This is a genomic window from Nibrella viscosa, from assembly GCF_039541875.1.
In the GTDB taxonomy this organism is placed as follows: domain Bacteria; phylum Bacteroidota; class Bacteroidia; order Cytophagales; family Spirosomataceae; genus Nibrella; species Nibrella viscosa.
This window is the reverse complement of the sequence record NZ_BAABHB010000001.1, coordinates 651,414-674,540: the sequence shown is the minus strand read 5'-3', so window position 1 is coordinate 674,540 and position 23,127 is coordinate 651,414. Positions and strand designations below refer to the sequence as shown.

21 protein-coding genes and 1 tRNA gene are annotated in these 23,127 nt (G+C 52.7%); 17 read left to right on the top strand and 5 right to left on the bottom strand.

Annotated elements, in window-relative coordinates:
• Positions 1-318: 318 nt before the first annotated feature.
• Positions 319-1,467 (bottom strand): bifunctional histidinol-phosphatase/imidazoleglycerol-phosphate dehydratase HisB, encoded by a 1,149-nt coding sequence (gene hisB, locus ABD931_RS02935; RefSeq protein ID WP_345263769.1) that lies wholly within the window; start codon positions 1,465-1,467, stop codon positions 319-321.
• Between the two features lie 230 nt (positions 1,468-1,697).
• Here hisB and ABD931_RS02930 point away from each other — a divergent pair, with 230 nt between their 5' ends.
• The 11 genes from ABD931_RS02930 (at position 1,698) to ABD931_RS02880 (ending at position 15,664) form a co-directional block, all read left to right on the top strand.
• Positions 1,698-2,669 (top strand): NYN domain-containing protein, encoded by a 972-nt coding sequence (locus ABD931_RS02930; protein WP_345263767.1) that lies wholly within the window; start codon positions 1,698-1,700, stop codon positions 2,667-2,669.
• Positions 2,670-3,165: 496 nt separating this feature from the next.
• Positions 3,166-4,458, top strand: a complete 1,293-nt coding sequence (locus tag ABD931_RS02925; protein WP_345263765.1) for an anthranilate synthase component I family protein — start codon at positions 3,166-3,168, stop codon at positions 4,456-4,458.
• 412 nt (positions 4,459-4,870) lie between these two features.
• Positions 4,871-6,691, top strand: coding sequence for a DEAD/DEAH box helicase (locus ABD931_RS02920; RefSeq protein ID WP_345264465.1), 1,821 nt, complete (start codon positions 4,871-4,873; stop codon positions 6,689-6,691).
• 361 nt (positions 6,692-7,052) lie between these two features.
• Complete coding sequence (locus tag ABD931_RS02915; RefSeq protein WP_345263763.1) at positions 7,053-7,997, top strand: NmrA family NAD(P)-binding protein; 945 nt, start codon at positions 7,053-7,055, stop codon at positions 7,995-7,997.
• A gap of 62 nt (positions 7,998-8,059) precedes the next feature.
• Positions 8,060-8,419, top strand: coding sequence for a cupin domain-containing protein (locus tag ABD931_RS02910; RefSeq protein WP_345263761.1), 360 nt, complete (start codon positions 8,060-8,062; stop codon positions 8,417-8,419).
• Between the two features lie 129 nt (positions 8,420-8,548).
• Positions 8,549-9,148, top strand: a complete 600-nt coding sequence (locus tag ABD931_RS02905; protein WP_345263757.1) for a TetR/AcrR family transcriptional regulator — start codon at positions 8,549-8,551, stop codon at positions 9,146-9,148.
• An 11-nt stretch (positions 9,149-9,159) separates the two neighbouring features.
• Positions 9,160-10,461 (top strand): nucleotide disphospho-sugar-binding domain-containing protein, encoded by a 1,302-nt coding sequence (locus ABD931_RS02900; RefSeq protein WP_345263755.1) that lies wholly within the window; start codon positions 9,160-9,162, stop codon positions 10,459-10,461.
• Between the two features lie 74 nt (positions 10,462-10,535).
• The gene (locus ABD931_RS02895) at positions 10,536-11,387 is read left to right on the top strand and encodes a pirin family protein (RefSeq protein ID WP_345263753.1); all 852 of its coding nucleotides are present in this window, start codon (positions 10,536-10,538) and stop codon (positions 11,385-11,387) included.
• 39 nt (positions 11,388-11,426) lie between these two features.
• Positions 11,427-12,770, top strand: coding sequence for a cation:proton antiporter (locus ABD931_RS02890; RefSeq protein ID WP_345263751.1), 1,344 nt, complete (start codon positions 11,427-11,429; stop codon positions 12,768-12,770).
• Positions 12,771-12,883: 113 nt separating this feature from the next.
• A complete protein-coding gene (locus ABD931_RS02885; RefSeq protein ID WP_345263749.1) occupies positions 12,884-15,022 on the top strand; it encodes a Tex family protein in 2,139 nt (712 codons plus the stop codon).
• Between the two features lie 69 nt (positions 15,023-15,091).
• A complete protein-coding gene (locus tag ABD931_RS02880) occupies positions 15,092-15,664 on the top strand; it encodes a C40 family peptidase (RefSeq protein ID WP_345263747.1) in 573 nt (190 codons plus the stop codon).
• 12 nt (positions 15,665-15,676) lie between these two features.
• On the opposite strand, the gene ABD931_RS02875 is transcribed toward ABD931_RS02880, so the two are convergent.
• From ABD931_RS02875 to ABD931_RS02860, 4 genes are all read right to left on the bottom strand, one after another.
• Positions 15,677-16,222 (bottom strand): NUDIX hydrolase, encoded by a 546-nt coding sequence (locus ABD931_RS02875; protein ID WP_345263745.1) that lies wholly within the window; start codon positions 16,220-16,222, stop codon positions 15,677-15,679.
• A gap of 42 nt (positions 16,223-16,264) precedes the next feature.
• Positions 16,265-16,507, bottom strand: coding sequence for a GIY-YIG nuclease family protein (locus ABD931_RS02870; RefSeq protein WP_345263743.1), 243 nt, complete (start codon positions 16,505-16,507; stop codon positions 16,265-16,267).
• A gap of 112 nt (positions 16,508-16,619) precedes the next feature.
• Positions 16,620-16,693, bottom strand: a tRNA-Ala gene (locus ABD931_RS02865).
• A gap of 140 nt (positions 16,694-16,833) precedes the next feature.
• Complete coding sequence (locus tag ABD931_RS02860; protein WP_345263741.1) at positions 16,834-17,301, bottom strand: DUF3299 domain-containing protein; 468 nt, start codon at positions 17,299-17,301, stop codon at positions 16,834-16,836.
• 91 nt (positions 17,302-17,392) lie between these two features.
• Here ABD931_RS02860 and ABD931_RS02855 point away from each other — a divergent pair, with 91 nt between their 5' ends.
• The 6 genes from ABD931_RS02855 to pgi all read left to right on the top strand — a co-directional run bounded on the left by ABD931_RS02855 (position 17,393) and on the right by pgi (position 23,108).
• Entirely contained in the window at positions 17,393-18,895 is a 1,503-nt protein-coding gene (locus ABD931_RS02855; protein ID WP_345263739.1) for a sensor histidine kinase, read from the top strand.
• Positions 18,864-19,517 (top strand): response regulator transcription factor, encoded by a 654-nt coding sequence (locus ABD931_RS02850; protein WP_502258369.1) that lies wholly within the window; start codon positions 18,864-18,866, stop codon positions 19,515-19,517. The genes ABD931_RS02855 and ABD931_RS02850 overlap by 32 nt, the downstream gene beginning before the upstream one ends.
• 23 nt (positions 19,518-19,540) lie before the next feature.
• Entirely contained in the window at positions 19,541-20,176 is a 636-nt protein-coding gene (locus tag ABD931_RS02845; protein ID WP_345263737.1) for a peroxiredoxin, read from the top strand.
• Between the two features lie 107 nt (positions 20,177-20,283).
• The gene (locus ABD931_RS02840; RefSeq protein ID WP_345263735.1) at positions 20,284-20,526 is read left to right on the top strand and encodes a hypothetical protein; all 243 of its coding nucleotides are present in this window, start codon (positions 20,284-20,286) and stop codon (positions 20,524-20,526) included.
• Between the two features lie 127 nt (positions 20,527-20,653).
• On the top strand, positions 20,654-21,427 hold the full coding sequence (locus ABD931_RS02835) for a glycoside hydrolase family 25 protein (protein WP_345263733.1): 774 nt from the start codon (positions 20,654-20,656) through the stop codon (positions 21,425-21,427).
• 16 nt (positions 21,428-21,443) lie between these two features.
• The gene (gene pgi, locus ABD931_RS02830; protein ID WP_345263731.1) at positions 21,444-23,108 is read left to right on the top strand and encodes a glucose-6-phosphate isomerase; all 1,665 of its coding nucleotides are present in this window, start codon (positions 21,444-21,446) and stop codon (positions 23,106-23,108) included.
• The last annotated feature ends 19 nt before the right edge of the window (positions 23,109-23,127 follow it).

The window sequence follows — 23,127 nt, the reverse complement described above, 5'->3', positions numbered from 1 at the left end:
TAGTGGTTGGTGCTAACGGACGCTACTAACCACTATCGACTATCCACTAAAATTAATAGTTCCGTTCCTTACGCTCCAGCCAGCGGCCGGCAACAAACGCAGACGCCAATAATACGACGTAAAAAAGCAGTGTACCTATGGTTGAAAAATCCATGTCAGTTTCAGTTTGTGTTTCAGCCTGCAAAATAAGGCATTCAAGTCTGAAGTTTCAAGTTTCAGGTTTCAGGTTTCATGTTTCAGTGGGGCCGCCCGGCAGTTCCAAGTTTTGGGTGTACTATCAACATGAAACATGAGACGTGAAACTTGAAACTTTAAACGCTACAAAACTCCTTTCGTGCTCGGCAGGGTGTCGAGCTCGTTGATGTCGCGCCGGACAGCCATTTTAATGGCTTTGGCGAAGGCTTTGAAAATAGCTTCAATTTTGTGGTGTTCGTTGTCGCCTTCGACTTTGATGTTCAGGTTGCAGAGGGCAGTATCAGCGAATGATTTAAAGAAATGGTAAAACATTTCGGTTGGCATTTCGCCAATTTTCTCGCGCCTGAACACCGCATCCCACACCAGCCACGGCCGGCCGGAAAAATCAAGGGCTACCTGCGCCAGCGCTTCGTCCATCGGCAGCAGAAAACCGTACCGGCTGATACCGCGTTTGTCGCCCAATGCCCGCCGGTAAGCCTCGCCCAAAGCAAGGGCGGTATCTTCAATGGTGTGGTGTTCGTCGATATGCAGATCACCATTGACGCGGATGGTCAGATCGGCCCCCGAATGCCGGGCTACCTGATCGAGCATGTGATCGAAAAAACCGAGACCGGTTTGGATGTCCGAATGCCCGCGGCCGTCGAGATTCAGGTCAATTTTGATCTGGGTTTCTTTGGTGTTACGCTCCACGGTGGCCGTCCGGGCAGGCAGGCGGAGAAACGCATAAATGTCGTCCCAGTTACCGGTGGTAAGTACAATAGCATCGCGCATGGCATCGGTCATGCCTGATACATCAGCAGTCTGAACGGTGGCGAGCCCATTCGGTGGCAGGAACAAAATGGCCCTGGCCCCCAGGTTAATGGCCAGTTGCACATCCGTCAGGCGGTCGCCGATTACGTAGCTGCCGGCCAGGTCGTAGCGACCGTCGAAGTATTGAGTCAGCATGCCGATGCCCGGCTTACGGGTAAGCGAATTTTCGTGCGGAAAGTGGCGGTCGATATGAACGGCGGAAAAATGAATATTCTCTCCGGCGAAGGCTTTCATCATTTTCTCGTGCGCCGGCCAAAAGGTGTGCTCAGGAAAAAATTCGGTACCGAGGCCGTCCTGATTGGTGACCATAACGAGCTCATATTCGGTTTCTTCGGCAATTTTGCGCAGAGACGAAAATACGTTGGGGATGTAGTCCAGCTTTTCAAGAGAATCGACCTGCTGATCGGGTTGGGGTTCAATAATTAACGTACCGTCGCGGTCAATAAACAAAACTTTTCGCATGTCAGCGTGGTTATTCGGTGAGAACAGCAAAGATACCGTTCAGCTTTTATATACCGGGAAAATAGTGCTAATTTTGAGGCCGCTTTTTATGGCTGCTACGCGTTAAAACTGTCCCTGATAAGTCCAGGACTAATTGTCAGAAGCTCCCTTGTTAATAAAAATGCCGCTTATATAAGCCAACTGCGAAATAACGTTACTTACAAAATACATTACTTTAATTGCTTTAAATGATGCCTAACCAAACAGGATTAACTCGTATCGGAGTTTTTTATGACGGAAACTACTTTTTACACGTAAGCAACTATTATAACTACTCGCATGAACGTCGCAGCCGCATCAGTATATCGGGGCTACACGAATTTATCCGGCAGCAGGTAGCCACCGAAGAAAATATGGATGTCCGGCTGTGTCAGATTGTCGACGCTCACTATTTCCGGGGCCGCCTGAGCGCCCACGAAGCCAATCAGCGCGGAAACCAGCTTTTTTATGATCGGCTGTTTGATGATATTCTAATGTCGGAAGGCGTAGTGACCCACTATTTACCGGTGAAAACCTACCAGGGCTACCGGCAGGAGAAAGGTATTGATGTCTGGATGGCTCTGGAAGCCTACGAACTGGCACTCTACAAAAAATTCAGTGTCCTGGTGCTGATTACCTCCGACGGCGATTATGTGCCGCTTGTTCGTAAATTAAACACCCTCGGTACCCGGGTGATGGTCCTGAGCTGGGACTTTGAATACTACAACGACGAAGGCGAGAAAGTAGTTACACGCACTTCGCAGGATCTGCTCGAAGAAGTGTCGTATCCGGTACCGATGCACGATGTCATTGAAAGTCGGCTCCGCAAAAACGATGCGCTCATTCAGAACCTGTTTGTAAAGCAGCAGACCCGCGTACTCGTACCGAGTCCGGTAAATGCAAATGGCTATGACTATGAGCCCGGTAATAGTCTGGGCAACGGCCTTCCCTACGACAGCAATATTATCTACGATCCGAACGAGCGGAAGACCAGCACCATCCGCAGCCTGAAAACAGGATATGGCTTTATCAATTTCCCGCCCAATAACCTGTTCTTTCACCACACCAGTCTGCTGGATATTGATTTTAATGAACTACAGATTGACGATCAGGTAGAGTTCCGGATCGACAAAAACGCCGAAGGAAAAGACATTGCCGTAGATGTGCGGCTTATTGAGGACTAACCGATAGCAGACCTCTAATTATGTAGCCTTACGGCACTGCTGCTTTTCGGCAGTGCCGTAAGGCTAACTTGTTTCAGAAGACAGGCTGGGGCCTGAAAGTAAAAATACAATTATCGGCAGCCTCGCATAGAGCGCAGAACCAGGTCAGGCCAGCCAGGTTCTTTGCAGTTGTACCACACTACCGTGCCGCGGCCGTCTAAGCTCTTCAGTTCCATACTGGTGGCATTGATTTTCACAATTTGCCAGTTTTCCCGGTAACCAGTTGTCGTGGTAATTGAAAGCTGCCGGTCGGTAGCCTCGTAAGCTTTGTCGGGTTTGATTAAAATGTTTGACAAGTAAACCACCACCCATGAATAGCGCGACCAGCCCTAATGTCCGGAAGATCGTTTATTTTTTTCAAGAACTCCGCAGTTGCTAACAGAAGGGGTTCTGGCTACGTTATGAAAACCAGACAGTAATAGGCTGTTACCAGATTTGGTATAGTGTTTAGTAAAAAATGAATGACCTCAACGCACAACAGTATCTGTTCAAGGCAAGTAAGACCTGGTGGCGGCAGGCACTCGCCTGGTCTGCCGAGCACGTTGATACCATTACCCTGTTTAACAATAATGGCATCGGCTACCCCCACGGACCATTCCCCAACCGGCTGGCCATGGGGGCCCGGCGCATTATTCAATTCTCTGGCTTTGACGATTTACAGACGCTGTATCAGGCTCACCGGGAGCAGCCCGGCTGGCTGATTGGCTATTTGAGTTACGATCTCAAAAATCAGCTTGAAGCAGTAAGCAGCCGCCACCATGATACTGTAGGCTTTCCGCCGATTTTCTTTTATGAGCCCCAATACCTGCTGGATTTTACCGAAGCCGGCGTATACATCTACGGCGATGACGCCGACCAGTTGTATCAGCAGATCAGCCAGTTTCCTATACCGGCCGCCGGCCGGCCACCCAAGCCGGTTACCATCCGCAACCGGGTAGCCCCGGAAACGTATCTGGCAACGGTAAAGCAGATTCAGGAGCATATCGTAGCCGGTGATGTGTACGAGCTAAACTACTGCCAGGAGTTCTTTGCCGAAGCCGTCCATCTCGACCCGACTGCTATCTACCTGGCCCTGAACGAGCGCTCACCCATGCCGTTTTCGGTGTTTATGAAGCTGCACGACAAGTACCTGCTGTGCGCTTCGCCGGAACGGTTCCTCCGCAAAACGGGCGACCTGCTTGTCTCACAACCCATCAAAGGCACCATCCGGCGCGGGAAGTCGACCGAAGTCGATGAGCAGCTTCGTCAGGCCTTACGCCACAACGAAAAGGAACAGGCCGAAAACCTGATGATTGTCGATCTGGTCCGCAACGACCTCGCCCGCAGTGCCCGCACCGGTACCGTCCGCGTCGACGAACTGTTCGGTATTTATACGTTCCGGCAGGTGCATCAGATGATTTCGACGGTATCGGCCAGGCTGCACCCCGACCTTACCTTTGCCGATGCCATCCGCCATGCCTTTCCGATGGGCAGCATGACCGGTGCGCCAAAAATCCGGGCGATGGAGCTGATCGATCAGTACGAAGCCAGCCGCCGGGGTTTGTATTCAGGCGCAGTCGGGTATATCAGCCCCGAAGGCGATTTCGACTTCAACGTGGTTATTCGGAGCTTGTTGTATAATGCCGGCAGCCGTTATGCTTCCTTTTCGGTAGGCAGCGCCATTACCTACGATGCCGATCCGGAACAGGAATACCAGGAATGCCAGCTGAAAGCGCAGGCGCTTCGGGAGGTACTTACTGGTATTGTTTAACCGAAAATAAGGAAAACATCCGAAAAAAAGGGACGCTACTCAGGAAAGTACAATTTGTTTGCAAATCTATTTGGCAGTCTAATTTCTTTTATCTACTTTTGCGTCAGTTTTCAAGCGACATCCGTTTCGTCTCTGGATAAAGAGTTTCTTCTCTTTTCACTTCTGTAACTAGTCTGCCAGAGCCAGCACGGATGTACCGACGGTATCTGTGTGGGGCGTCCTTTCTGGGGCTTTGCGAGGGCTAATCGAATTTCATCTGTTTGTCATGTTTCCCGCCGGGGTGCGGGCGCGAGTCAGGGGTTAGTGTGCTCTTCCGAAATGTGCTCATTTTAAGCAGTTTCTTCAACAGTCATCGTCTTCGCTTGGTTATTCAACCATATATTTCATTTTTATGAATTCTGAAGTAACACTCATGGAAGGTCAGGAGCAACCGACTGACACCACACAAGCAGCGACCGCGCCGGTTTCTAACCAATTGACCTTTGCCGATCTGAACATCTCGGAAGATATTCTGCGGGCGGTTACCGATATGGGCTTTGTGAGCCCCTCTCCCATCCAGGCCGAAGCCATTCCGCCTATTCTGGAAGGTCGCGATGTGATTGGTCAGGCACAGACGGGTACGGGTAAAACAGCCGCCTTTGGTATTCCGGCCCTGGAACTGATCGACCCGACCGACAAGCGCGTGCAGGTCCTGGTCCTCTGCCCCACGCGTGAACTGGCGCTGCAGGTAGCCGATGAAGTAAAGAAACTCGCCAAATACAAGCGGGGCATCAAAGTAGAATCAATCTACGGCGGTGACTCCATCGAACGCCAGATCCGGGCGCTCAAAAGTGGTGTCCATATCGTAATCGGTACGCCCGGCCGCGTAATGGACCATATGGAACGAAACACGCTGAAACTGGATCACGTGAAGATGATGATTCTGGACGAGGCCGACGAAATGCTGGATATGGGCTTCCGCGAAGACATCGAAAGCATTCTGGAAGATATGCCCGACGAGCGGCAGACGATTCTGTTCTCGGCTACCATGTCGAAGCCGATCATGACCATCACGCAGCGGTTCCAGAACGACCCGGTGCTGGTGAAGGTGGTTAAGAAAGAGCTGACCAACCAGAACATTGAGCAGGTTTATTTTGAGGTGAAGCCGAAAGCGAAAGTTGAAGTCATGTCGCGTCTGATCGACATGTACGACCTGAAACTGCTGCTGGTGTTCTGTAACACCAAAAAGAAAGTAGACGAGATTGTTGAAGATCTGCAACTGCGCGGCTACCAGGCCGAGGGGCTACATGGCGATCTGCGGCAGGCGCAGCGCAACAACGTGATGTCGAAGTTCCGCTCTGGTGTCACCAGTATTCTGGTGGCCACCGACGTAGCGGCCCGCGGTATCGACGTAGAAGATGTAGATGCAGTGATCAACTTTGATATTCCGCTCGACGAAGAATATTATGTACACCGAATTGGCCGGACTGGCCGGGCCGGTAAGTCGGGCCGGGCGTTCTCGCTCGTGAGCCGCGACGAAAAGTACCGCTTCCGCGAGATCCAGAACTATACGAAGGTTAAGGTCGAAAAAGGCGTTATTCCGTCGTTTGAAGACATTGTAGGGCTGCGCAAAGCCCGGTTTATCGAGCAGCTGCGCGAGATGATCGCAGGCAGCGAAGACCTGAACCTGTACGAAGACATGCTGACCACCCTGCATCATGCCGGCTTTACCACCGAGCAGATTGTAGCTGCCCTGGTAAAGCGCAGCATGGGTATTGAAAAGAACGAATTCTCTGATATGTCGCTGGGTCTGGAAGAGGACCGCCGGAACGACCGTCGGGGAGAGCGCTTCGACGACCGCCGGGGTAGCCGCAATGATGGATCGCGTTTTGGCGACCGCCGGGGAACCGGCCGGTTCGGCGACCGTGATGATCGTCGGGGTAGCCGTAATGACGGCCCACGCTTCGGCGACCGTGACAGTGGGCCGCGGGGGGATCGGGCTCCCCGTGAGCGCGACGCCAACATGACCCGCCTGTTTGTGAGCATCGGCCGTCGGGACTACGTCCGGCCAGGCGACATTGTAGGGGCCATCGCCGGCGAAGCCGACATTCCGGGCGGCAGCATTGGTCACATCGATATTTACGACAAGTTCACCTACGTCGACGTACCCCGCGAACATGTCAACCGCGTGCTGGATGCAATGGAAGGCAACACTATCAAAGGTCGCCGGGTGAGTATTGAGGTTGCGCGGTAATCAGTCTTCAGTAGGCAGTTTACAGTGGGCCGTTTGTAGCCTGCTGCTATAAAAATTAAAAGCCCCTTCCAACGTGGAAGGGGCTTTTTCATAAAAATCTTTGGCAGCCAGGTTTGCGCCCAGGCTATGGATGAAAGCGATTACGCCTTTGGGTTCCCCATCGGGTGTAAAATAGGCTCCGGTTAATGGCAATCCATCTGTGGAGGTTATCGTAAATGGGCTTAACCCGGTTAAGTGATCTTAAGCAGGTAATACTGGTAAAAATCTGGAAACAGAGGCAATAACAAACTTCTTTCACCTACGGTTGACACAGACACAAGGGTAGCGCCCATACCTGCCTCCGGAAAATTCGAAAACTTCCATGACAAACGAGCACACAAACGTTCCTTCAGCAAGCCATAAAACCGAAAGTAACCCAATTATTCTGGCGGGTGCCACCGGTGACCTCGGCGGGCGCATTGCCCGAAGCCTTCTTCAACAGGGCGCCACGGTAAAAGCCCTGGTTCGTCCGGGTAGCTCCGGCCCGACGGTCACGGCTATGCACAAACTGGGGGTATCTGTTGTTGAAGTAGATTTCAACCGGTTAAGCGCCCTGACAGAAGCCTGCGCCGGCGGGTCCTGCGTTGTTTCCGTCCTGTCGGGCCTTCGGGAGGTGATTGTGGATGTGCAGACCAGACTACTCCGGGCGGCCGTAGACGCTGGTGTTCCCCGCTTTATTCCATCCGACTACTGCATCGATTTTACAAAACTTGCCTACGGAACGAACCGCAACCTCGACTTCCGCCGGGAGTTTTCCGAACGGCTCGACCAGGCTCCCATTGCCGCCACTTCCATTCTCAACGGCATGTTTACGGATTTACTGACCGGACAGGCCCCGGTTGTTCTTTTTGGGCCCAAACGGGTTATTTACTGGGGTGACGCCGATCAGCCGCTGGACTTTACCACTATTGATAATACCGCCACGTTTACGGCTATGGCGGCTCTCGACTCCACCACGCCACGGTTCCTGCGCATTGCCGGTGACGTGGTCAGCATCCGGGAGCTAAAAGAAGTTTCCAGTACGGCAACCGGCAACCATTTTCGGCTGTTTCGGGCTGGGGGACTGGGAACGCTGAGTGCCCTGATCAAAATAACACGCACCTTATTTCCGGCCAGAAAAGAGGTTTTTCCGCCCTGGCAGGGCATGCAGTACCTGCACAATATGTTTACCGGACGCCCCAAACTGGAACCGCTCGACAATGAGCGCTACCCAAACATCCGATGGACAACGGTACGGGAAGTCCTGGCTGCACACTCATCTAGATAAACGGGGCGTATATGCATATGTTTGCCGCCGGTAGTCACGAAACAATAAAAGCAGTATAGCGCATGAACAAAGTCGATATTCAGGAGAAACTTTCTTTATTCGGAGACCATTGGAACCCCAGGATTGTGGGTGAACTCAACGGCCAGCACGTAAAGCTGGTCAAGTTTCAGGGCGAGTTTGTCTGGCACAAACATGACCAGGAAGACGAACTGTTTTTTGTGGTACAGGGGCAGTTTAGAATGGAATTTCGCGACAGCGTAGTCGAGCTTAAGAAGAACGAATTCCTGATTGTGCCCAAAGGTGTCGAACACCGACCGGTCGCCGAAACCGAAGTTTCTGTAATGCTTTTTGAACCGGCAGCCACGCTGAATACCGGCGATGCGACCAGCGAATTGACGAGAACCCATCTGGAGTCTCTATAAACCATTTGTTTCCCCTACCCGTAGGCCTTTGCTGGCCGCCAGCGGTAAAAGCAAAAACAAGCAAACACCATGTACGAAATTTAATGTCATTTATATTGACATTAAAATATTAATGTCTATCTTAGTGACATGAAAAAGGAGTTGCGGGCATATTCAATGGTTACCCGAGCCGAAGCGGCAACCCAAACCGAGCAAAAGATAATGAATGCGACGGTGGCCTTATGGATGGAACTGCCCTTAAACCAGATCACCCTGGAAAAAGTAGCCGAACGGGCCGGCGTCACCGTCCGGACTATACTCAGAAAATTCGGATCCCGTGACGGCTTATTTGATGCTTGTTTACAGAAAGATGCCAGTAACATTGAGAAAAAACGCAACCAGGCCAATATCGGCAATATTGCGGAAGCCCTGGACCTCCTGCTCGCTGAGTATGAGGAAATGGGCGATGCCGTAATCCGGACCATTGCCCTGGAGAATGAGCTATCCGGTGCCAAAAAACTTCTGGATCGGGGGCGGGCCTATCACCGGGAGTGGTGCGCCCGTGTGTTTGGCCCCTATCTGCCCGCACCGGGTTCAGATGAGTACGAGATAAAACTGGCAGCGCTAATTGCCGCCACGGAGATATACCTGTGGAAACTCCTCCGCAAGGATTTACAGAGGAGCTATTCGCAAACGCTTCAGGTATTTCGCCTGCTGGTTGATGGTATTATTCCAAACTCACACCCGTAAACGCCTGCTCCATGAAAGCGCCCCTGAACATCCTGATGGTTACCATTGACGGTGGTGGCAATGTTCCGCCCATGTTTGGTCTGGCTCAGCAGTTATCCCAGCGCGGCCATCATATCCGGGTTCTCACCGAGCCCTGCCTGAAAACGACTGTGCTGGCTAATGGCTTTGCGTTCACTTCGTTTCAAGACCATTTCACCCGCACCGACCGGAAAGAGGACATCATTAAAGACTGGAATACCTCGCCCTTTACCAACCCGGTTTTCGAAAACGTTATTCTGGGACCGGCGAAAACAGTAGTTCGCCAAACGGCAGAAGCCATCCGGCAGTATCCGACAAACCTGGTGCTGGTAGACCTTCTGCTGGTTCCGGCACTCATTGCGGCTCAGGCGGCACAAATTCCCGGTGTACTGGTGTTTCACATGCCCGAATACCTGCCGGGAACGAACCGACCACCGGGTGGTATGGGCTTACTACCGGGTAAAGGATGGCTGGGAACTACCAGGGACCAGTTTTTGGGGGCCGTTTTTCAGCGGGTGCTGAACAAATATCGTCCATTAATCAACGAAGTCCGGACCCACTATGCACTGGAAAAGCTGGAGAACGTATCGGATATGATGCACCAGGCCGATTTACGCCTGATTCAAACCTTGCGGAGTTTTGATGTTCCGCTTGAGCCGGGTCCGGCCAATGTCCGGTATACCGGACCGATGCTCACGGGACCCGACTGGACAGAGCCATGGTCTAATCCCTGGCCGCAGGATGATCCCCGTCCGTTAGTTGTCGTATCGTTCTCCACCACATTCCAGAACCAGCGGAGTGCCATTCAGCGGGCGATTGATGCCTTACGGGGACTGGATGTACGAGGACTGGTGACCCTTGGCCTGGCTTTAGCGCACGAAACGTTCGATGCTCCTGACCATGTTGTGGTCGTCAAATCAGCTCCGCACGAGCAGGTTTTTCCGGTAGCAGACCTGGTAATTACCCACGCGGGCCACGGAACCCTCATGCGGGCGCTCGCCAATGGGGTTCCTTTGGTCTGTATGCCGATGGGACGCGACCAGAACGACAATGCCGCTTTGGTGGTGCATCATGGCTGTGGTATCAAGCTGAACCGAACCGCTACCGCTTTGCAAATCAGGCAGGCCGTTGGGCAGATTCTGGGTGCCATCCGCTTCCGGCAAAACGCAGCTCGCTTTCAACAAGAAATCAAGGCGATGGCGGGCCAGCAAGAGGCTATGCTTACAGAACTGGAGCAGCTTGCCGTATCTCGGTCCCAAACGCCCCAGGGCGTGCGGCTTACCGGAAACAGATAGCTTCGTGTCAGCGATGGCAACAATCACCGGTGGTCTTCAGTTGCATTGTAGAGAAACCAGTCAAACCTGCACAAATGAGAACCATCAAACGCATTCACGATGCGGAATACGCCCCCATTGCCGACCTGATTACTTACTCACCTCTGCCTTCCCGTTCGCTGCGCCAGATCGACCCGTTTCTGTTCCTGAACCATCACGGGCCGCAGATCTATAAGCCCAACAACAACGGCCTGCCCTTTGGTCCGCACCCACACCGGGGAATGGAGACGATGACGTTTATACTGGAAGGCGACATCATGCACAAAGACTCCGGCGGCCACGAAAGTGTGATCAATGCGGGCGGAGCGCAGTACATGACCGCCGGCCGGGGCCTGATTCATGCCGAAGTATCGTCGTCGGAGTTCAAAAAGAACGGCGGTCCGCTGGAAATCCTGCAACTCTGGCTGAACCTGCCAGCCCGGCTTAAAATGACCGAACCCTATTACCTGGGTTTACAGCAGAAAGATATCCCCAGCCTCTCTGAAGATGAAGGCCGGGTTACCATTAACCTCGTTGCCGGCGAGTGGAACGGGCAAAAAGGAGCGTTTGATACTAAAACAGACGTCTTCCTGAGCACGATCTACTTCACACCCGAAAGCACGCTTACAGTGCAGCCGCCCGATGAGCATAACGTATTTTTTTATGTCATCCGGGGCGAACTGAGCGTCAACGGTCAGTCGGCCAAAGCCCGGCAGTTGGTCGAGTTCAACAATGATGGCGAAGCGCTGTTTATCGAATCTCCGATTGATAGTGTGTTGCTACTGGGTCATGCGCGGCCGTTCAATGAGCCGGTGGTGGCTCAGGGGCCATTTGTGATGAATACCGAAGCCGAAATCCGGGAAGCCTACCGGGACTACCAGACCGGGAAGTTTGGGAGTTGGGGGTGAGCAGTGCTGAGAAACGGATAAAAGGAAAAAAGCAGGCAGGTGGCCTGCTTTTTCGCGCTTTTCCGGTATCTTTTCGTGCGCAAAAGCTGCTCCCTGACTATGGTGTTCAATGAACTACTGAACAATCTGGAGAATCCTTCGGCGAAGTTGTTTCTCCAGATTGCCGTTATTATGGCTCTGGCCCAACTGGTCGGTCTTCTCCTTAAAAAAATCCGGCAGCCACTTGTCATTGGCGAAATCATTGCCGGTATCCTGCTGGGGCCGTCGGTGCTGGGCCTGGTAGCACCGGGCATTTCCCGATTTCTGTTCCCGGCCTCTTCGCTGCCTGGCCTGCAGTCGCTCAGCCAGATCGGACTCATTCTGTTTATGTTTATCATCGGCCTGGAGCTGGATGTAAACCAGATCCGAAAAATGGCTTATCCGGCCCTGGTCATCAGCTACGCGAGCATACTTGTTCCCTTCGGCTTCGGTATGCTGCTGGCGTATCCTCTCTATGGCACCTATGCCCCTTCCGGTACCACCGCCACTACCTTTGCCTTGTTTATGGGAACGGCCATGAGCATAACGGCCTTCCCGGTACTGGCCAAAATCCTGCACGAGCGGCAACTCACCCGCACGGTTATCGGTAGCCTGGCTCTCCTCTGTGCCGCTTTCAATGATCTCACAGCCTGGTGTGTCCTGGGGGCGGTAGTCGCCATTGCGAAAGCCAAAGCCCTGGCAGGGCTGCTGGTTTCCTTACTCCTGCTGGTGCTGTATTTGCTGGCTATGTTTCTGGGTGGTCGCCCCCTGTTGCGGTGGGTGTTTAGGCAGTATGCCGACGATCATAGCCCCCAAAGCGTTTCCCTGGTCGTTACGTTTTTGCTGCTGCTGCTTTCCTGCTACGCCACCGAAATCATTGGGGTTCACGCCCTTTTCGGTGCCTTTGTGGCAGGCGTCATTATGCCTCCGAATACGCACCTCCGGACCAATATTGCCGAACGGATCAACGATATAAGCCGGCTTATCCTGCTGCCACTCTTCTTTGTGCTGACCGGTCTGAAAACAAAGATCAACCTGCTGGATACTCCGCAGCTTTGGCTCGTTACGGCGCTGATTATTCTGGTGGCAATAGCCGGCAAACTGGGCGGCTGTGCCCTGGCAGCCCGGTACTCCCGCTATGGCTGGCCATTTTCCCTCCAGCTCGGTGTGCTGATGAATGCCCGTGGCTTTATGGAGTTAGTGGTCCTCAACATTGGCTACGACCTCGGTATCATATCGCCTACGCTCTTTGCCATGATGGTACTTATGGCGCTGATCACCACGCTTATAACCGGACCGGCGCTCAATATCATTGCCCGGTATAGCCCCCAGCCAACAAACCGGGAAGAAGCTATACCCCTGTAAGTCAGCCGGACAGGTTAGGGCCGGGTGGACCACCTCAATATAAATCTGCCTTCCTGCTTGTGACCGATACCGCTGGCGTCTTTTTTTGCGGTTTCAATCCATGAACCGATTGCATGATTCAACCCATTGAACAACGCGTAGCGACTGCGCTCGGCCTCAACAGCCGGCAGGTCGCCAACACCATTGCCCTGCTCGACGGCGGGGCTACCGTTCCCTTTATTGCCCGCTATCGGAAAGAAGCTACCGCATCGGCGGACCGCGCCCACCTCGATGAGGTGCAGATTGCGGCCATTAAAGACACCTACCAGAAACTACAGGAACTCGACAAACGCCGGGAGGCTATCCTGAAATCCATTGATGAGCAGGGCAAACTAAGCCCGGAACTGCGTCAGAAAATCGAGGCTGCCGGCTCCATGACCGACCTCGAAGACCTGTATCTGCCCTACAAACCGAAGCGCAAAACCCGCGCCACCATCGCTATCGAACGCGGACTGGAACCTCTCGCCAACCTAATCTACCTCCAGCGTGAAGCCAGTCCGGAGCGAGCCGCCGAACGTTATCTGAACGAGCAGGTTCCCTCCGTTGCCGATGCACTACAGGGTGCCCGCGACATTATTGCCGAGCGCATTAACGAAGACGCCGACGCCCGGCAGCGCATCCGGCTGCTGTTCGAGCGGGAAGCCATCATCCGGTCGGTGGTCAAAAAAGGGAAGGAAACGGAAGGCATCAAATTCAAGGATTATTACGATTTTGCCGAGCCGCTGCGCCGGGTTCCCTCCCACCGGCTGCTGGCCATCCGGCGCGGAGAGACCGAAGGCTTTCTGTCTGTCGGCATCAGCCCCGACGAAGAAGCGGCCATTGAGCGGCTGGAGCGGCAGTTTCTGCGCGGAGCCTCCGGCTGCAAAGAACAGATGGCGCTGGCGATTCGCGACAGCTACAAACGGCTGATGAAGCCGTCTATCGAAACGGAATTTGATAATTTGTCGAAAGAGAAAGCCGATCAGGAAGCGATCCGGATCTTTGCCGATAACCTGCGCCAGTTGCTGTTGTCGCCACCGATGGGTCAGAAGCGCGTGTTGGCTATCGACCCCGGTTACCGCACCGGCTGCAAGGTAGTCTGCCTCGACGCTCAGGGCAATCTGCTGGCCGATACCGTCATTCACCTGTTTATGTCGGAAGGGCAGAAGCAGCAGGCAACCGAAACGGTAAAAAAACTGGTGCAGCAGCACAAGATTGAAGCGATTGCCATCGGCAACGGCACGGCCGGGCGCGAAACCGAAGATTTTATAAAAAGTCTAAATTTTGGCACGACCATTCCGGTGTTTATGGTTAGTGAGCAGGGCGCATCCGTTTATTCGGCCTCCGACGTAGCCCGGCAGGAATTCCCGAAGCAGGATGTAACCGTGCGCGGGGCCGTTTCTATCGGTCGCCGGCTGATGGACCCGCTGGCCGAACTGGTCAAGATCGACCCAAAATCCATCGGCGTTGGGCAGTACCAGCATGATGTAGATCAGAATGCCCTTAAACACAGTTTAGATGGGGTGGTCGAAAGCTGCGTAAACCAGGTGGGCGTATCGCTCAATACGGCCAGTGCCCACTTGCTGCAGTATGTATCGGGCCTGGGCCCGCAACTGGCCAAAAACATTGTGGAGTATCGGGCCGCTAATGGGGCGTTTATCTCGCGGGAGCAGTTGAAGAAAGTGCCCCGTCTTGGTCCGAAAGCCTTTGAGCAGTCGGCTGGTTTTCTGCGCATCGACGGGGCCAGAAATCCGCTGGATAACAGCGCCGTTCACCCTGAAAGCTATGGCATAGTCGAAAGGATGGCCAAAGACGCCGGCAGTACGGTAATCGACCTGATAAAAAAACCGGAGCTGCGCAAACAGATTAAGCCCGAAAAGTACGTTACCGATACGGTAGGCTTACCTACCCTGCGCGACATTCTGGCCGAACTTGAAAAACCCGGCCGCGATCCGCGTGAGCAGCTATCGGTCTTCGAGTACGACGAGCGCGTCCGTAGCATCGACGACCTGCACGAGGGTATGATGCTGCCGGGCGTGGTGACCAATATCACCGCCTTCGGGGCTTTTGTGGACATTGGGGTGAAGCAGGATGGCCTGGTGCATGTCTCGCAGTTGTCGCACCAATACGTATCGGACCCGCGTCAGGTGGTGAGCGTACACCAGAAAGTAAAAGTAAAGGTGCTTGAGGTTGATTTGCAGCGCAAACGCATTGCCTTAACCATGAAAATTTGATAGGTTGCATTCGGGCTACAGCCGTTGGTAACGGCTGTAGCCCGTGCCGTAACCCAAACTCAACTGTATATGACTGTTTTTTTCGTCACAAGCTCCTGCCGTCCCGTATCACTTTTCCTGCTTCTATTCAGTTTGTTGCTGACCTCCTGCGAAATCTTCCGCACTACCCCAACTACCTCTACGACTACCGGCCGGCCAACTACTGCTGGCCGCTCAAAATATAAAACGGTCGACACCCAGACCTACCAGCGGCAATATGCCGGCGAAATCATTCGGATAGCCCGCACCTACACCGGCACGCCGTACCGCAGTGGAGGCAACACCCGCGATGGTATCGACTGCTCCGGCTTGCTTTGCAGCGTCTTTACGACGGTAGGCTTAGAAATGCCCCGGATCTCGTGGCAACAGTCGGAGGTTGGGTACGAAGTAGACGTCAATCAGATCCGGCCGGGCGATCTGCTTTTCTTTGTCCCCGAACACAGCAAAGCCGGCTATGTATCGCATGCCGGCATTGTAACGGAGGTAAAGGGAAAGCTGGAAATCCGGTTTATCCATGCGTCTTCGTCGCGGGGTGTGCGGGAAGATAACCTGTTCAGCAATTATTTTAAAGGTCGGTTTGTGAAGGCAGTCCGGCCGTTCTGACGTCCCGGCCTGCTAAGACAACAATTTCTCTACCCTGCAGAGCATTTCATAATACGTTGGCCGGGGCGGTGTATACGCCAGAGAAGGCTGGTCGCGCGCCAAATCGCGTTTAACCGTTTCAATCGACATATAGCGGAGTTCTGCTATTTCGTCGGGCTGCATGGTAAAATCGTTAAGCCCACAAGAGGTTTTCCAGACGTAAACAGCCGCATGTTCGCGGTCGAGAAGCTGGTTCTCCGTCACTTCTACCCTGAAATATCCCACAAACTGGAGTTCACCGGCTCCGGGCCTAACGCCGAGTTCCTCCTGCGTTTCGCGTAGCGCGGCTTCCTCATACATCTCGCCGGGATCAGTATGACCGCCAACGCATACATCCCAATAGTTAGGCAGCACTTTTTTTGTTGGATGGCGCAGGCTGACCAGCAGTTCGTTATGCCCGCTGACCACAAATACCTGCGCGGTCCGGTGCCAGTCGCCATCCTGTTCGATTTGTGCCTTAGGTTTTGTGTAGCCCAGGGGCTGGTTACCCGCATCAAATACCTCCAGTAGCTGTTCCATAATTTAAAAACAAAAAAGCCGCCGGGTGGGGCGGCTGTCTATTCAGCTGGTTTTAATTATTTCTTCCAGTTGTTCTCGGTTCTTGGCCTTCAGCCGCATTTCCAGGCTTAGCGCTTCGTTGCGGGTGTCAAAGGATTTGGTGAACCGAACTTCCCAGGGTTTACCCTCGGCGGTAACCTTATTGGCTTTGGCGTTGTGCTGCCAGATGGCAATTTTCATGTCGCGGGCCTGACCAATATAATACTGGTCTGTGGATGGACTAAAAATGATGTAAACGGTATGCATTACGAGTACTAAGAGGTGTCAAATAAATGACCAATATACGCGTAATACTATATAAAAGCGGAGAATTTAAATAAAAAAAGTGAGTTGCCTGGTGACAGCCCACTTTCGTGAGTGGAGATAGTCGGATTCGAACCGACGGCCTCTACAATGCCATTGTAGCGCTCTAGCCAACTGAGCTATACCCCCTTTTGGTTAAATAGTTTATTAGCTGACTGGTTAACTCGTAAACCATTTAACCAATGAACCAAAACCGGGTGCAAAGATTGTAAAAATGTTGATTTTTGACAAGCCTGGCTCCAAAAAACTTTTACATCTTCGGCGCTGGCTTACTCAGCCACCTCAGCATCAGCCAAGATATAATTCAGCTCGTAGATGTTATCGGCGTTCAGTTTCAGCGTGCCACGGAACGTATGCCGCTCATCGGTTTTAAATTTGCGGCCGCTTTTTTTGAACTTCAGCGCCACCACCGATTCCGGACCGGCCCCACCGCAGAAAAAGCAGGCGCTATACGGAAAAGCCGACAATACGTATAAATTCGACTCCAGATCGACCGGCAGCACGTACCCGGTCAGTTCCACCGGCTTCCCATTCAGCTTCTGTATACCCGGACCAAACGTCGGATACAGCATATACACCGATTCTTCAGGATACCATTTTTTCTTAAATGTTACGTCGCGCAGCATTTCCCACGACAACTTTACCGGATCGGCCGCCACTACAGAGACCGGAGAATTCGGGCGAAAACCCGTTGTGATAAATCCTAACAAAACGGCTATAAGGAGTAAACGCTTCATGGTTGTTTCGTTCGCTTAGGGTAAAAGTACGTAAATTTATAAAAATTGTTAATTTTACTGAACTGTAGCAGGCTCAGCTTGTCGAATCATTGTGACAGACAACCTAAACGATAACAAAAAAAATAGCCAGGACATTCCCTTTCGGTTCCAACGCCTGTATATTTCTACGTTGGTTGTCCTGGCTATTCTCCTCACTATTGGTCAGGTGCTGACACAGTGGCGGATCGGTGGTGCCCAGGACGAACTGTGGATTATCCGGTATTCTTCGCTGCAGCGTCACCAGAGCCAGCAAATTGTTAATAAAGCGCTCCAACTGACCGATCCGGCTAAAAAAGACGAATACAAAGCTAACCTGTCTGAGCTACGCAGCATTTTTGTCCTTTTTGAGCGTTGCCACCTGGAGGGGCGGGAAGGTAAAATCCAGGACCGCAACATCTATGTGCCGAACAGTGATACCGTACAGCGGCTGTACGAACTGATCCGTCCGAATTTTGAAGCCTTTCAGAGCAGCACCCGGGCCTTGCTGAAACGCACGGAGCCCAACGAGGGCAGTTCACCTGAAGCGCTCAGGCATGTTGAAATCCTGCTGGCCAACGAAAAACCCTTTCTTCAGGAAATGGACGGCATCGTGCAGCAATACACCCATGAATTGCGAAATAAACTGGAGAACCTTCAGCATTTCGAATTTTATATTTTTATGCTCACGATGATGGTGCTGGCCGGCATTGGAGCCTTTATTTTCCGGCCGGCTGTTCAGCAACTGTACCAGACCCTTCAGCAGCTTATTGAAGCGGAAACAAATACCGCAGCCGCCAACAGGAAATTGCTGAGCCTGAACAAATCCCTGAAAGATACCCGGCAAAAATTGTTTGAAGCGACCAAACAGCAATACCAGCAGCAGATTGACGAACAAAAAAGCCGAACGTCCTACCTGATTGCCGGTCAGGAAGAAGAACGGAAACGGTTGTCGCGGGAGTTGCACGATGGCCTCGGCCAGATGCTGACCGCGATCAAACTGCAGGTGGAAGGCCTTGAAGCCAGTCTGCACAGCCAGTCCATCCCGGTCAACAACATCAATACCCTGAAAAATCTGATTACCCAGACGATCCAGGAAGCGCGGCATATCTCCAACAACCTGATGCCGAGTGTTCTCAGCGATTTCGGTATTGTTCCGGCGTTAAAGATGCTGGCGGATACGCACGACGCTAATCCGGCTATTGAAGTGGCCTTTTGCACAAACTTCAGTACCGTACGGCTCGAAAAAAACCTGGAGATTATGCTGTACCGTGTAACGCAGGAAGCGCTCAGCAATGCGGTCCGGCACGCAAAACCGACCCGCATCGTTATCGAGTTATTTGCAAAAGATAATTACCTGCATTTGATTATCAGTGACAACGGGCACGGCTTTAGACCCCAGCGGCTCCGACAACCCCACGGACAGGGCATTCATAACATGAATGAACGGGTTAAAATACTGGATGGTAAGTTTAAAATCGTGTCCGTGCCGGGCAAAGGCACTAAAGTTCAGGTAAGTTTACCCAACCACTCACCTCAATCACACCATGAGTATGATCAAGCTGATGCTCGTAGATGACCACTCCATTGTTCGGGATGGTATACGCCTTCTGTTAGGGCAAACAGAAGGACTGGAAATAATAGAAGAGGCCAATGACGGCGAAGAAGCCCTTGAAAAGCTGAAAACCGTCAGACCCGACCTGGTCCTGATGGACATTTCCCTGCCCGGTATGTCCGGCATTCAGACAACCCAGGTTATCAGCCGCCTGTACAAAAACACGCGGGTCCTGATTTTGTCGATGCACAACAACGAAGATTATATCCTTCGTTCAGTGGAGGCCGGGGCATTTGGGTACATTCTGAAAGATTCGTCAAGCGAGGAAATGGTGAAGGCCATCCGCACTATTGCCGCCGGCGAAAAGTATTTCAGCTCGCCGGTAGCCAACATTATTCTCAACGGCTACATGCAGCAGTTGAAAAAAGGCGACCGGGCCGACCGTAACCGGCGATCGAAGCTCTCCAAGAAAGAGAAAGAGATCCTCCAGTACCTGGTCGACGGCATGAGCAGCCGTGAAATTGCCGAGCGCCTGCAACTCAGCGTCCGGACAGTTGATAACCACCGCGCTAATATGATGCGCCGGCTACAGGTGCGCAACGCGGCCGAACTGGTGCGGATGGCCGTGGAGGAAAAATTGATTTAACCATTTATAAACAACCAAACACCATGTCGTTACGCTTAGGAGACATTGCGCCGGATTTTACGGCCGATACCACGGAGGGTACCATTCATTTTCACGAGTGGCTGGGCAACTCGTGGGGCATGATCTTTTCGCACCCGGCCGATTTTACGCCGGTTTGTACCACCGAGCTGGGCCGGACGGCCCAATTGAAAGATGAATTCGAAAAGCGGGGCGTTAAGGTTATAGCGGTGAGTGTCGATCCACTCGATTCACATACCGAGTGGGTCAAAGACATTAACGAGACGCAGCAGACAACCGTTAACTTCCCGCTCATTGCCGACCAAGACCGCAACGTGGCGGAATTGTACGATATGATTCACCCGAACGCCAGCGAAAAAGCGACCGTTCGCTCAGTATTTATCATCGGGCCGGACAAAAAAATTAAGCTCACACTAACATATCCGGCCTCGACCGGCCGCAATTTTTACGAAATTCTGCGCGTGATCGACTCCCTGCAACTAACCGCCAACTATCAGGTAGCCACCCCGGCCGACTGGCAGGAAGGCGACGATTGCATTGTGGTACCGGCCGTAAGCACCGAAGATGCTATTCAGAAGTTTCCGAAAGGCGTCAACGTGATCAAACCGTACCTGCGCACCACTCCGCAGCCGAATAAATAGTCGTTTGAGGTTTGAGGTTTAACGTTTGAAGTTAAACCGGCGAAGCAACGTTAAACCTTAAACCCTTTTCAACGGTTAAGTCATGCAAAACCAAAACAATCGACGTTATGGCAGTTAAAAACATGAACCCTACGCATGACGAGGGCAAAGTTGCGGAAGCTATTGAACACATCACCGCGAAGTTTCCGTCCGACATCTTCCTGTGGTCGGCACTGGGTACGCTGGCAACAGCCGCCACCCTGTTTACCCAGGGCAAACGCACCGAGGGTCTGCTGGTTGGCCAATGGGCTGCTCCGCTGCTGATCCTGGGTCTGTATAACAAACTGGTGAAACTGGAAGGCAGCGACTAGGCCGCGTCCCGTTCTTAAAGGATACCCTAGAAAACCCTCGCATTAAACGAGGGTTTTCTTTTGCTTTACTAATTTTGGGGCACCGGCATCCACAAATCGACAAACGTTGTCCGGCCGGCTTGCCTGAATGAATCAATCTGCATTACTTCGTACATACTACCAACGTTATAAAATCTGGATCTGGCTCGGGGTGGGGCTGCTCCTGCTGGTGCTGGTCTGGCGGGGCTGCCGACGCGACGATAAGCAGTGGCAGTACATTAAACCCTATGGTATCCGGTTGCCGCTGAAATACGGTATTCACGGCATTGATGTATCGCACCACAACCGGAAAATTGATTGGAAACGGGTCAGTCAGATGCAGGCGGGTGGGGTCCGGCTTCAGTTCGCCTTCATGAAAGCCACGGAAGGCGCCACTCACATCGATCGCCAGTTTGCCCGTAACTGGCGCGAGGCTAAAGCCGCCGGCCTGCTGCGGGGCGCCTACCATTTTTACCACCCCCGGCGCGACCCCAAGAAACAGGCCGACAACTTTATCCGCCAGGTAAAACTACAGCCGGGTGACCTGGCTCCGGTACTGGATTTTGAGATCGACCGGGGTGTGCCGGCGGAAGAACTGATCGATGGATTACGCATCTGGCTCACGCAGGTGGAAGCGCATTACGGCCTCCGGCCCATTATTTACGTCAACGCAAATTTTTACAAACGCTATATTGCCGGAAATTTCGACAAGTATCCGCTCTGGATTGCCGACTACTCCAACACCCAACTAAGCCGGTACGATACTGAAAAACTCGTTTTCTGGCAGCATAACAAAAACGGCTATGTCAACGGTATTCAGGGTTTTGTCGATTTCAACGTGTTTATACCCGAGCCCGGCAAACTGAACCATCTCTGTTTATAACCAACCCGTTACCCTCATGCTATCGAACCTCCGATTTACCGACCTCCCCGCCTATGAACAGCTCCGCCAACATGCCGACACCATCAAAGACCGGCACATGCGCGACCTGTTCGCCGATGATCCCGAGCGCTTCAGCCGGTTCTCTATTCGGTTTAACGATATGCTGGTCGACTTTTCCAAAAACCGCATCACCGCCGAGACGCTGTCGCTCCTCTGCCAACTCGCCGGGCAGGCTAAATTACCCGAAGCCATCGACAATATGTTTTGCGGCAACCGCATCAACGCCACCGAAGACCGGGCGGTGCTGCACATAGCTCTCCGCAACCGGTCCAATACCCCTATTGTAGTTGATGGCAAGGACGTAATGCCGGATGTAAACGCAGTACTGGATCAAATGAAAACCTTCTGCAACCGCATCGGTTCGGGCGACTGGAAAGGGTATACAGGCAAATCGATCACCGATCTGGTCAATATCGGGATCGGCGGGTCGGATTTGGGACCGGTCATGGTGACCGAAGCGCTAAAACCTTACGGCAAGCCCAACCTTCGGGTGCATTATGTCTCCAATGTCGACGGCGTACACATCTACGAAACGCTGCAGCGGATAAATCCCGAGACTACGCTGTTCATGATTGCCTCCAAGACCTTTACCACCCAGGAAACAATGGCCAACGCTCATACGGCCAGGCAGTGGTTTCTGGACCAGGCCGGCGACGAATCGGCCGTGGCGAAGCATTTCGTGGCTATTTCGACAAACCGGGCGGCCGTAGAGACGTTCGGCATTGACCCGGCCAATATGTTTGGGTTCTGGGACTGGGTCGGTGGCCGGTATTCGCTCTGGTCGGCTATCGGGCTGTCAATTGCCTGCTATATTGGCTTCGAGAATTTTGAAGAGTTGCTGGCCGGCGGGCACGACATGGATCAGCATTTCCGGAACACCCCGCTGGAGCAGAACCTACCGGTGATTCTGGCGGTGCTGGGCATCTGGTACAACAACTTCTTTGGTGCCGAAACCCAGGCTATTCTGCCCTACGACCAGTACCTGCACCGCTTTGCCGCCTACTTCCAGCAGGGCGATATGGAGAGCAACGGCAAATCGACAGACCGCAACGGCGAACCCGTTATCTATCAAACGGGACCTATCGTCTGGGGTGAACCGGGCACCAACGGACAGCATGCTTTTTACCAGCTCATCCACCAGGGTACCAAGCTGATCCCCTGCGACTTTATCGCTCCTGCCAACAGCCAGCGGCCTATCGGTAATCACCACCAGTTGCTGCTGTCCAACTTCTTTGCGCAGACCGAAGCGCTGATGAACGGCAAGACCTACGAAGAAGCCCAGGCTGAACTGCGCAAAGCAGGAAAAAGCGAGGAAGAAATTCGTTTTCTGACGCCCTTCAAGGTTTTTTCGGGCAATCGGCCCACCAACTCCATTCTGGTAAACCGGATAACCCCCCGAACGCTGGGCAGCCTGATTGCCCTGTACGAACACAAGATCTTTACGCAGGGCGTAATCTGGAACATCTTTAGTTTTGACCAGTGGGGCGTTGAATTAGGAAAACAACTGGCCAACCAGATCCTGCCGGAACTGCAAACCGATGAGCCTGTTACCAGTCACGATAGTTCGACCAACGGATTAATCAATTACTACAAACAAATGAAGCAACACCAAACAAAATGAAAAAAGTAGAGTTATTGGT

Coding starts and splice junctions, on each gene's coding strand:
- ABD931_RS02920 (WP_345264465.1), top strand. CDS start 4,871: ATGGAAGGTCAGGAGCAACCGACTGACACCACACAAGCAGCGACCGCG.
- ABD931_RS02915 (WP_345263763.1), top strand. CDS start 7,053: ATGACAAACGAGCACACAAACGTTCCTTCAGCAAGCCATAAAACCGAA.
- ABD931_RS02840 (WP_345263735.1), top strand. CDS start 20,284: ATGGCAGTTAAAAACATGAACCCTACGCATGACGAGGGCAAAGTTGCG.
- ABD931_RS02850 (WP_502258369.1), top strand. CDS start 18,864: ATGAGTATGATCAAGCTGATGCTCGTAGATGACCACTCCATTGTTCGG.
- ABD931_RS02895 (WP_345263753.1), top strand. CDS start 10,536: ATGAGAACCATCAAACGCATTCACGATGCGGAATACGCCCCCATTGCC.
- ABD931_RS02885 (WP_345263749.1), top strand. CDS start 12,884: ATGATTCAACCCATTGAACAACGCGTAGCGACTGCGCTCGGCCTCAAC.
- ABD931_RS02870 (WP_345263743.1), bottom strand. CDS start 16,507: ATGCATACCGTTTACATCATTTTTAGTCCATCCACAGACCAGTATTAT.
- pgi (WP_345263731.1), top strand. CDS start 21,444: ATGCTATCGAACCTCCGATTTACCGACCTCCCCGCCTATGAACAGCTC.
- ABD931_RS02880 (WP_345263747.1), top strand. CDS start 15,092: ATGACTGTTTTTTTCGTCACAAGCTCCTGCCGTCCCGTATCACTTTTC.
- ABD931_RS02835 (WP_345263733.1), top strand. CDS start 20,654: ATGAATCAATCTGCATTACTTCGTACATACTACCAACGTTATAAAATC.
- ABD931_RS02910 (WP_345263761.1), top strand. CDS start 8,060: ATGAACAAAGTCGATATTCAGGAGAAACTTTCTTTATTCGGAGACCAT.
- ABD931_RS02925 (WP_345263765.1), top strand. CDS start 3,166: ATGAATGACCTCAACGCACAACAGTATCTGTTCAAGGCAAGTAAGACC.
- ABD931_RS02905 (WP_345263757.1), top strand. CDS start 8,549: ATGAAAAAGGAGTTGCGGGCATATTCAATGGTTACCCGAGCCGAAGCG.
- ABD931_RS02860 (WP_345263741.1), bottom strand. CDS start 17,301: ATGAAGCGTTTACTCCTTATAGCCGTTTTGTTAGGATTTATCACAACG.
- ABD931_RS02875 (WP_345263745.1), bottom strand. CDS start 16,222: ATGGAACAGCTACTGGAGGTATTTGATGCGGGTAACCAGCCCCTGGGC.
- hisB (WP_345263769.1), bottom strand. CDS start 1,467: ATGCGAAAAGTTTTGTTTATTGACCGCGACGGTACGTTAATTATTGAA.
- ABD931_RS02900 (WP_345263755.1), top strand. CDS start 9,160: ATGAAAGCGCCCCTGAACATCCTGATGGTTACCATTGACGGTGGTGGC.
- ABD931_RS02845 (WP_345263737.1), top strand. CDS start 19,541: ATGTCGTTACGCTTAGGAGACATTGCGCCGGATTTTACGGCCGATACC.
- ABD931_RS02930 (WP_345263767.1), top strand. CDS start 1,698: ATGCCTAACCAAACAGGATTAACTCGTATCGGAGTTTTTTATGACGGA.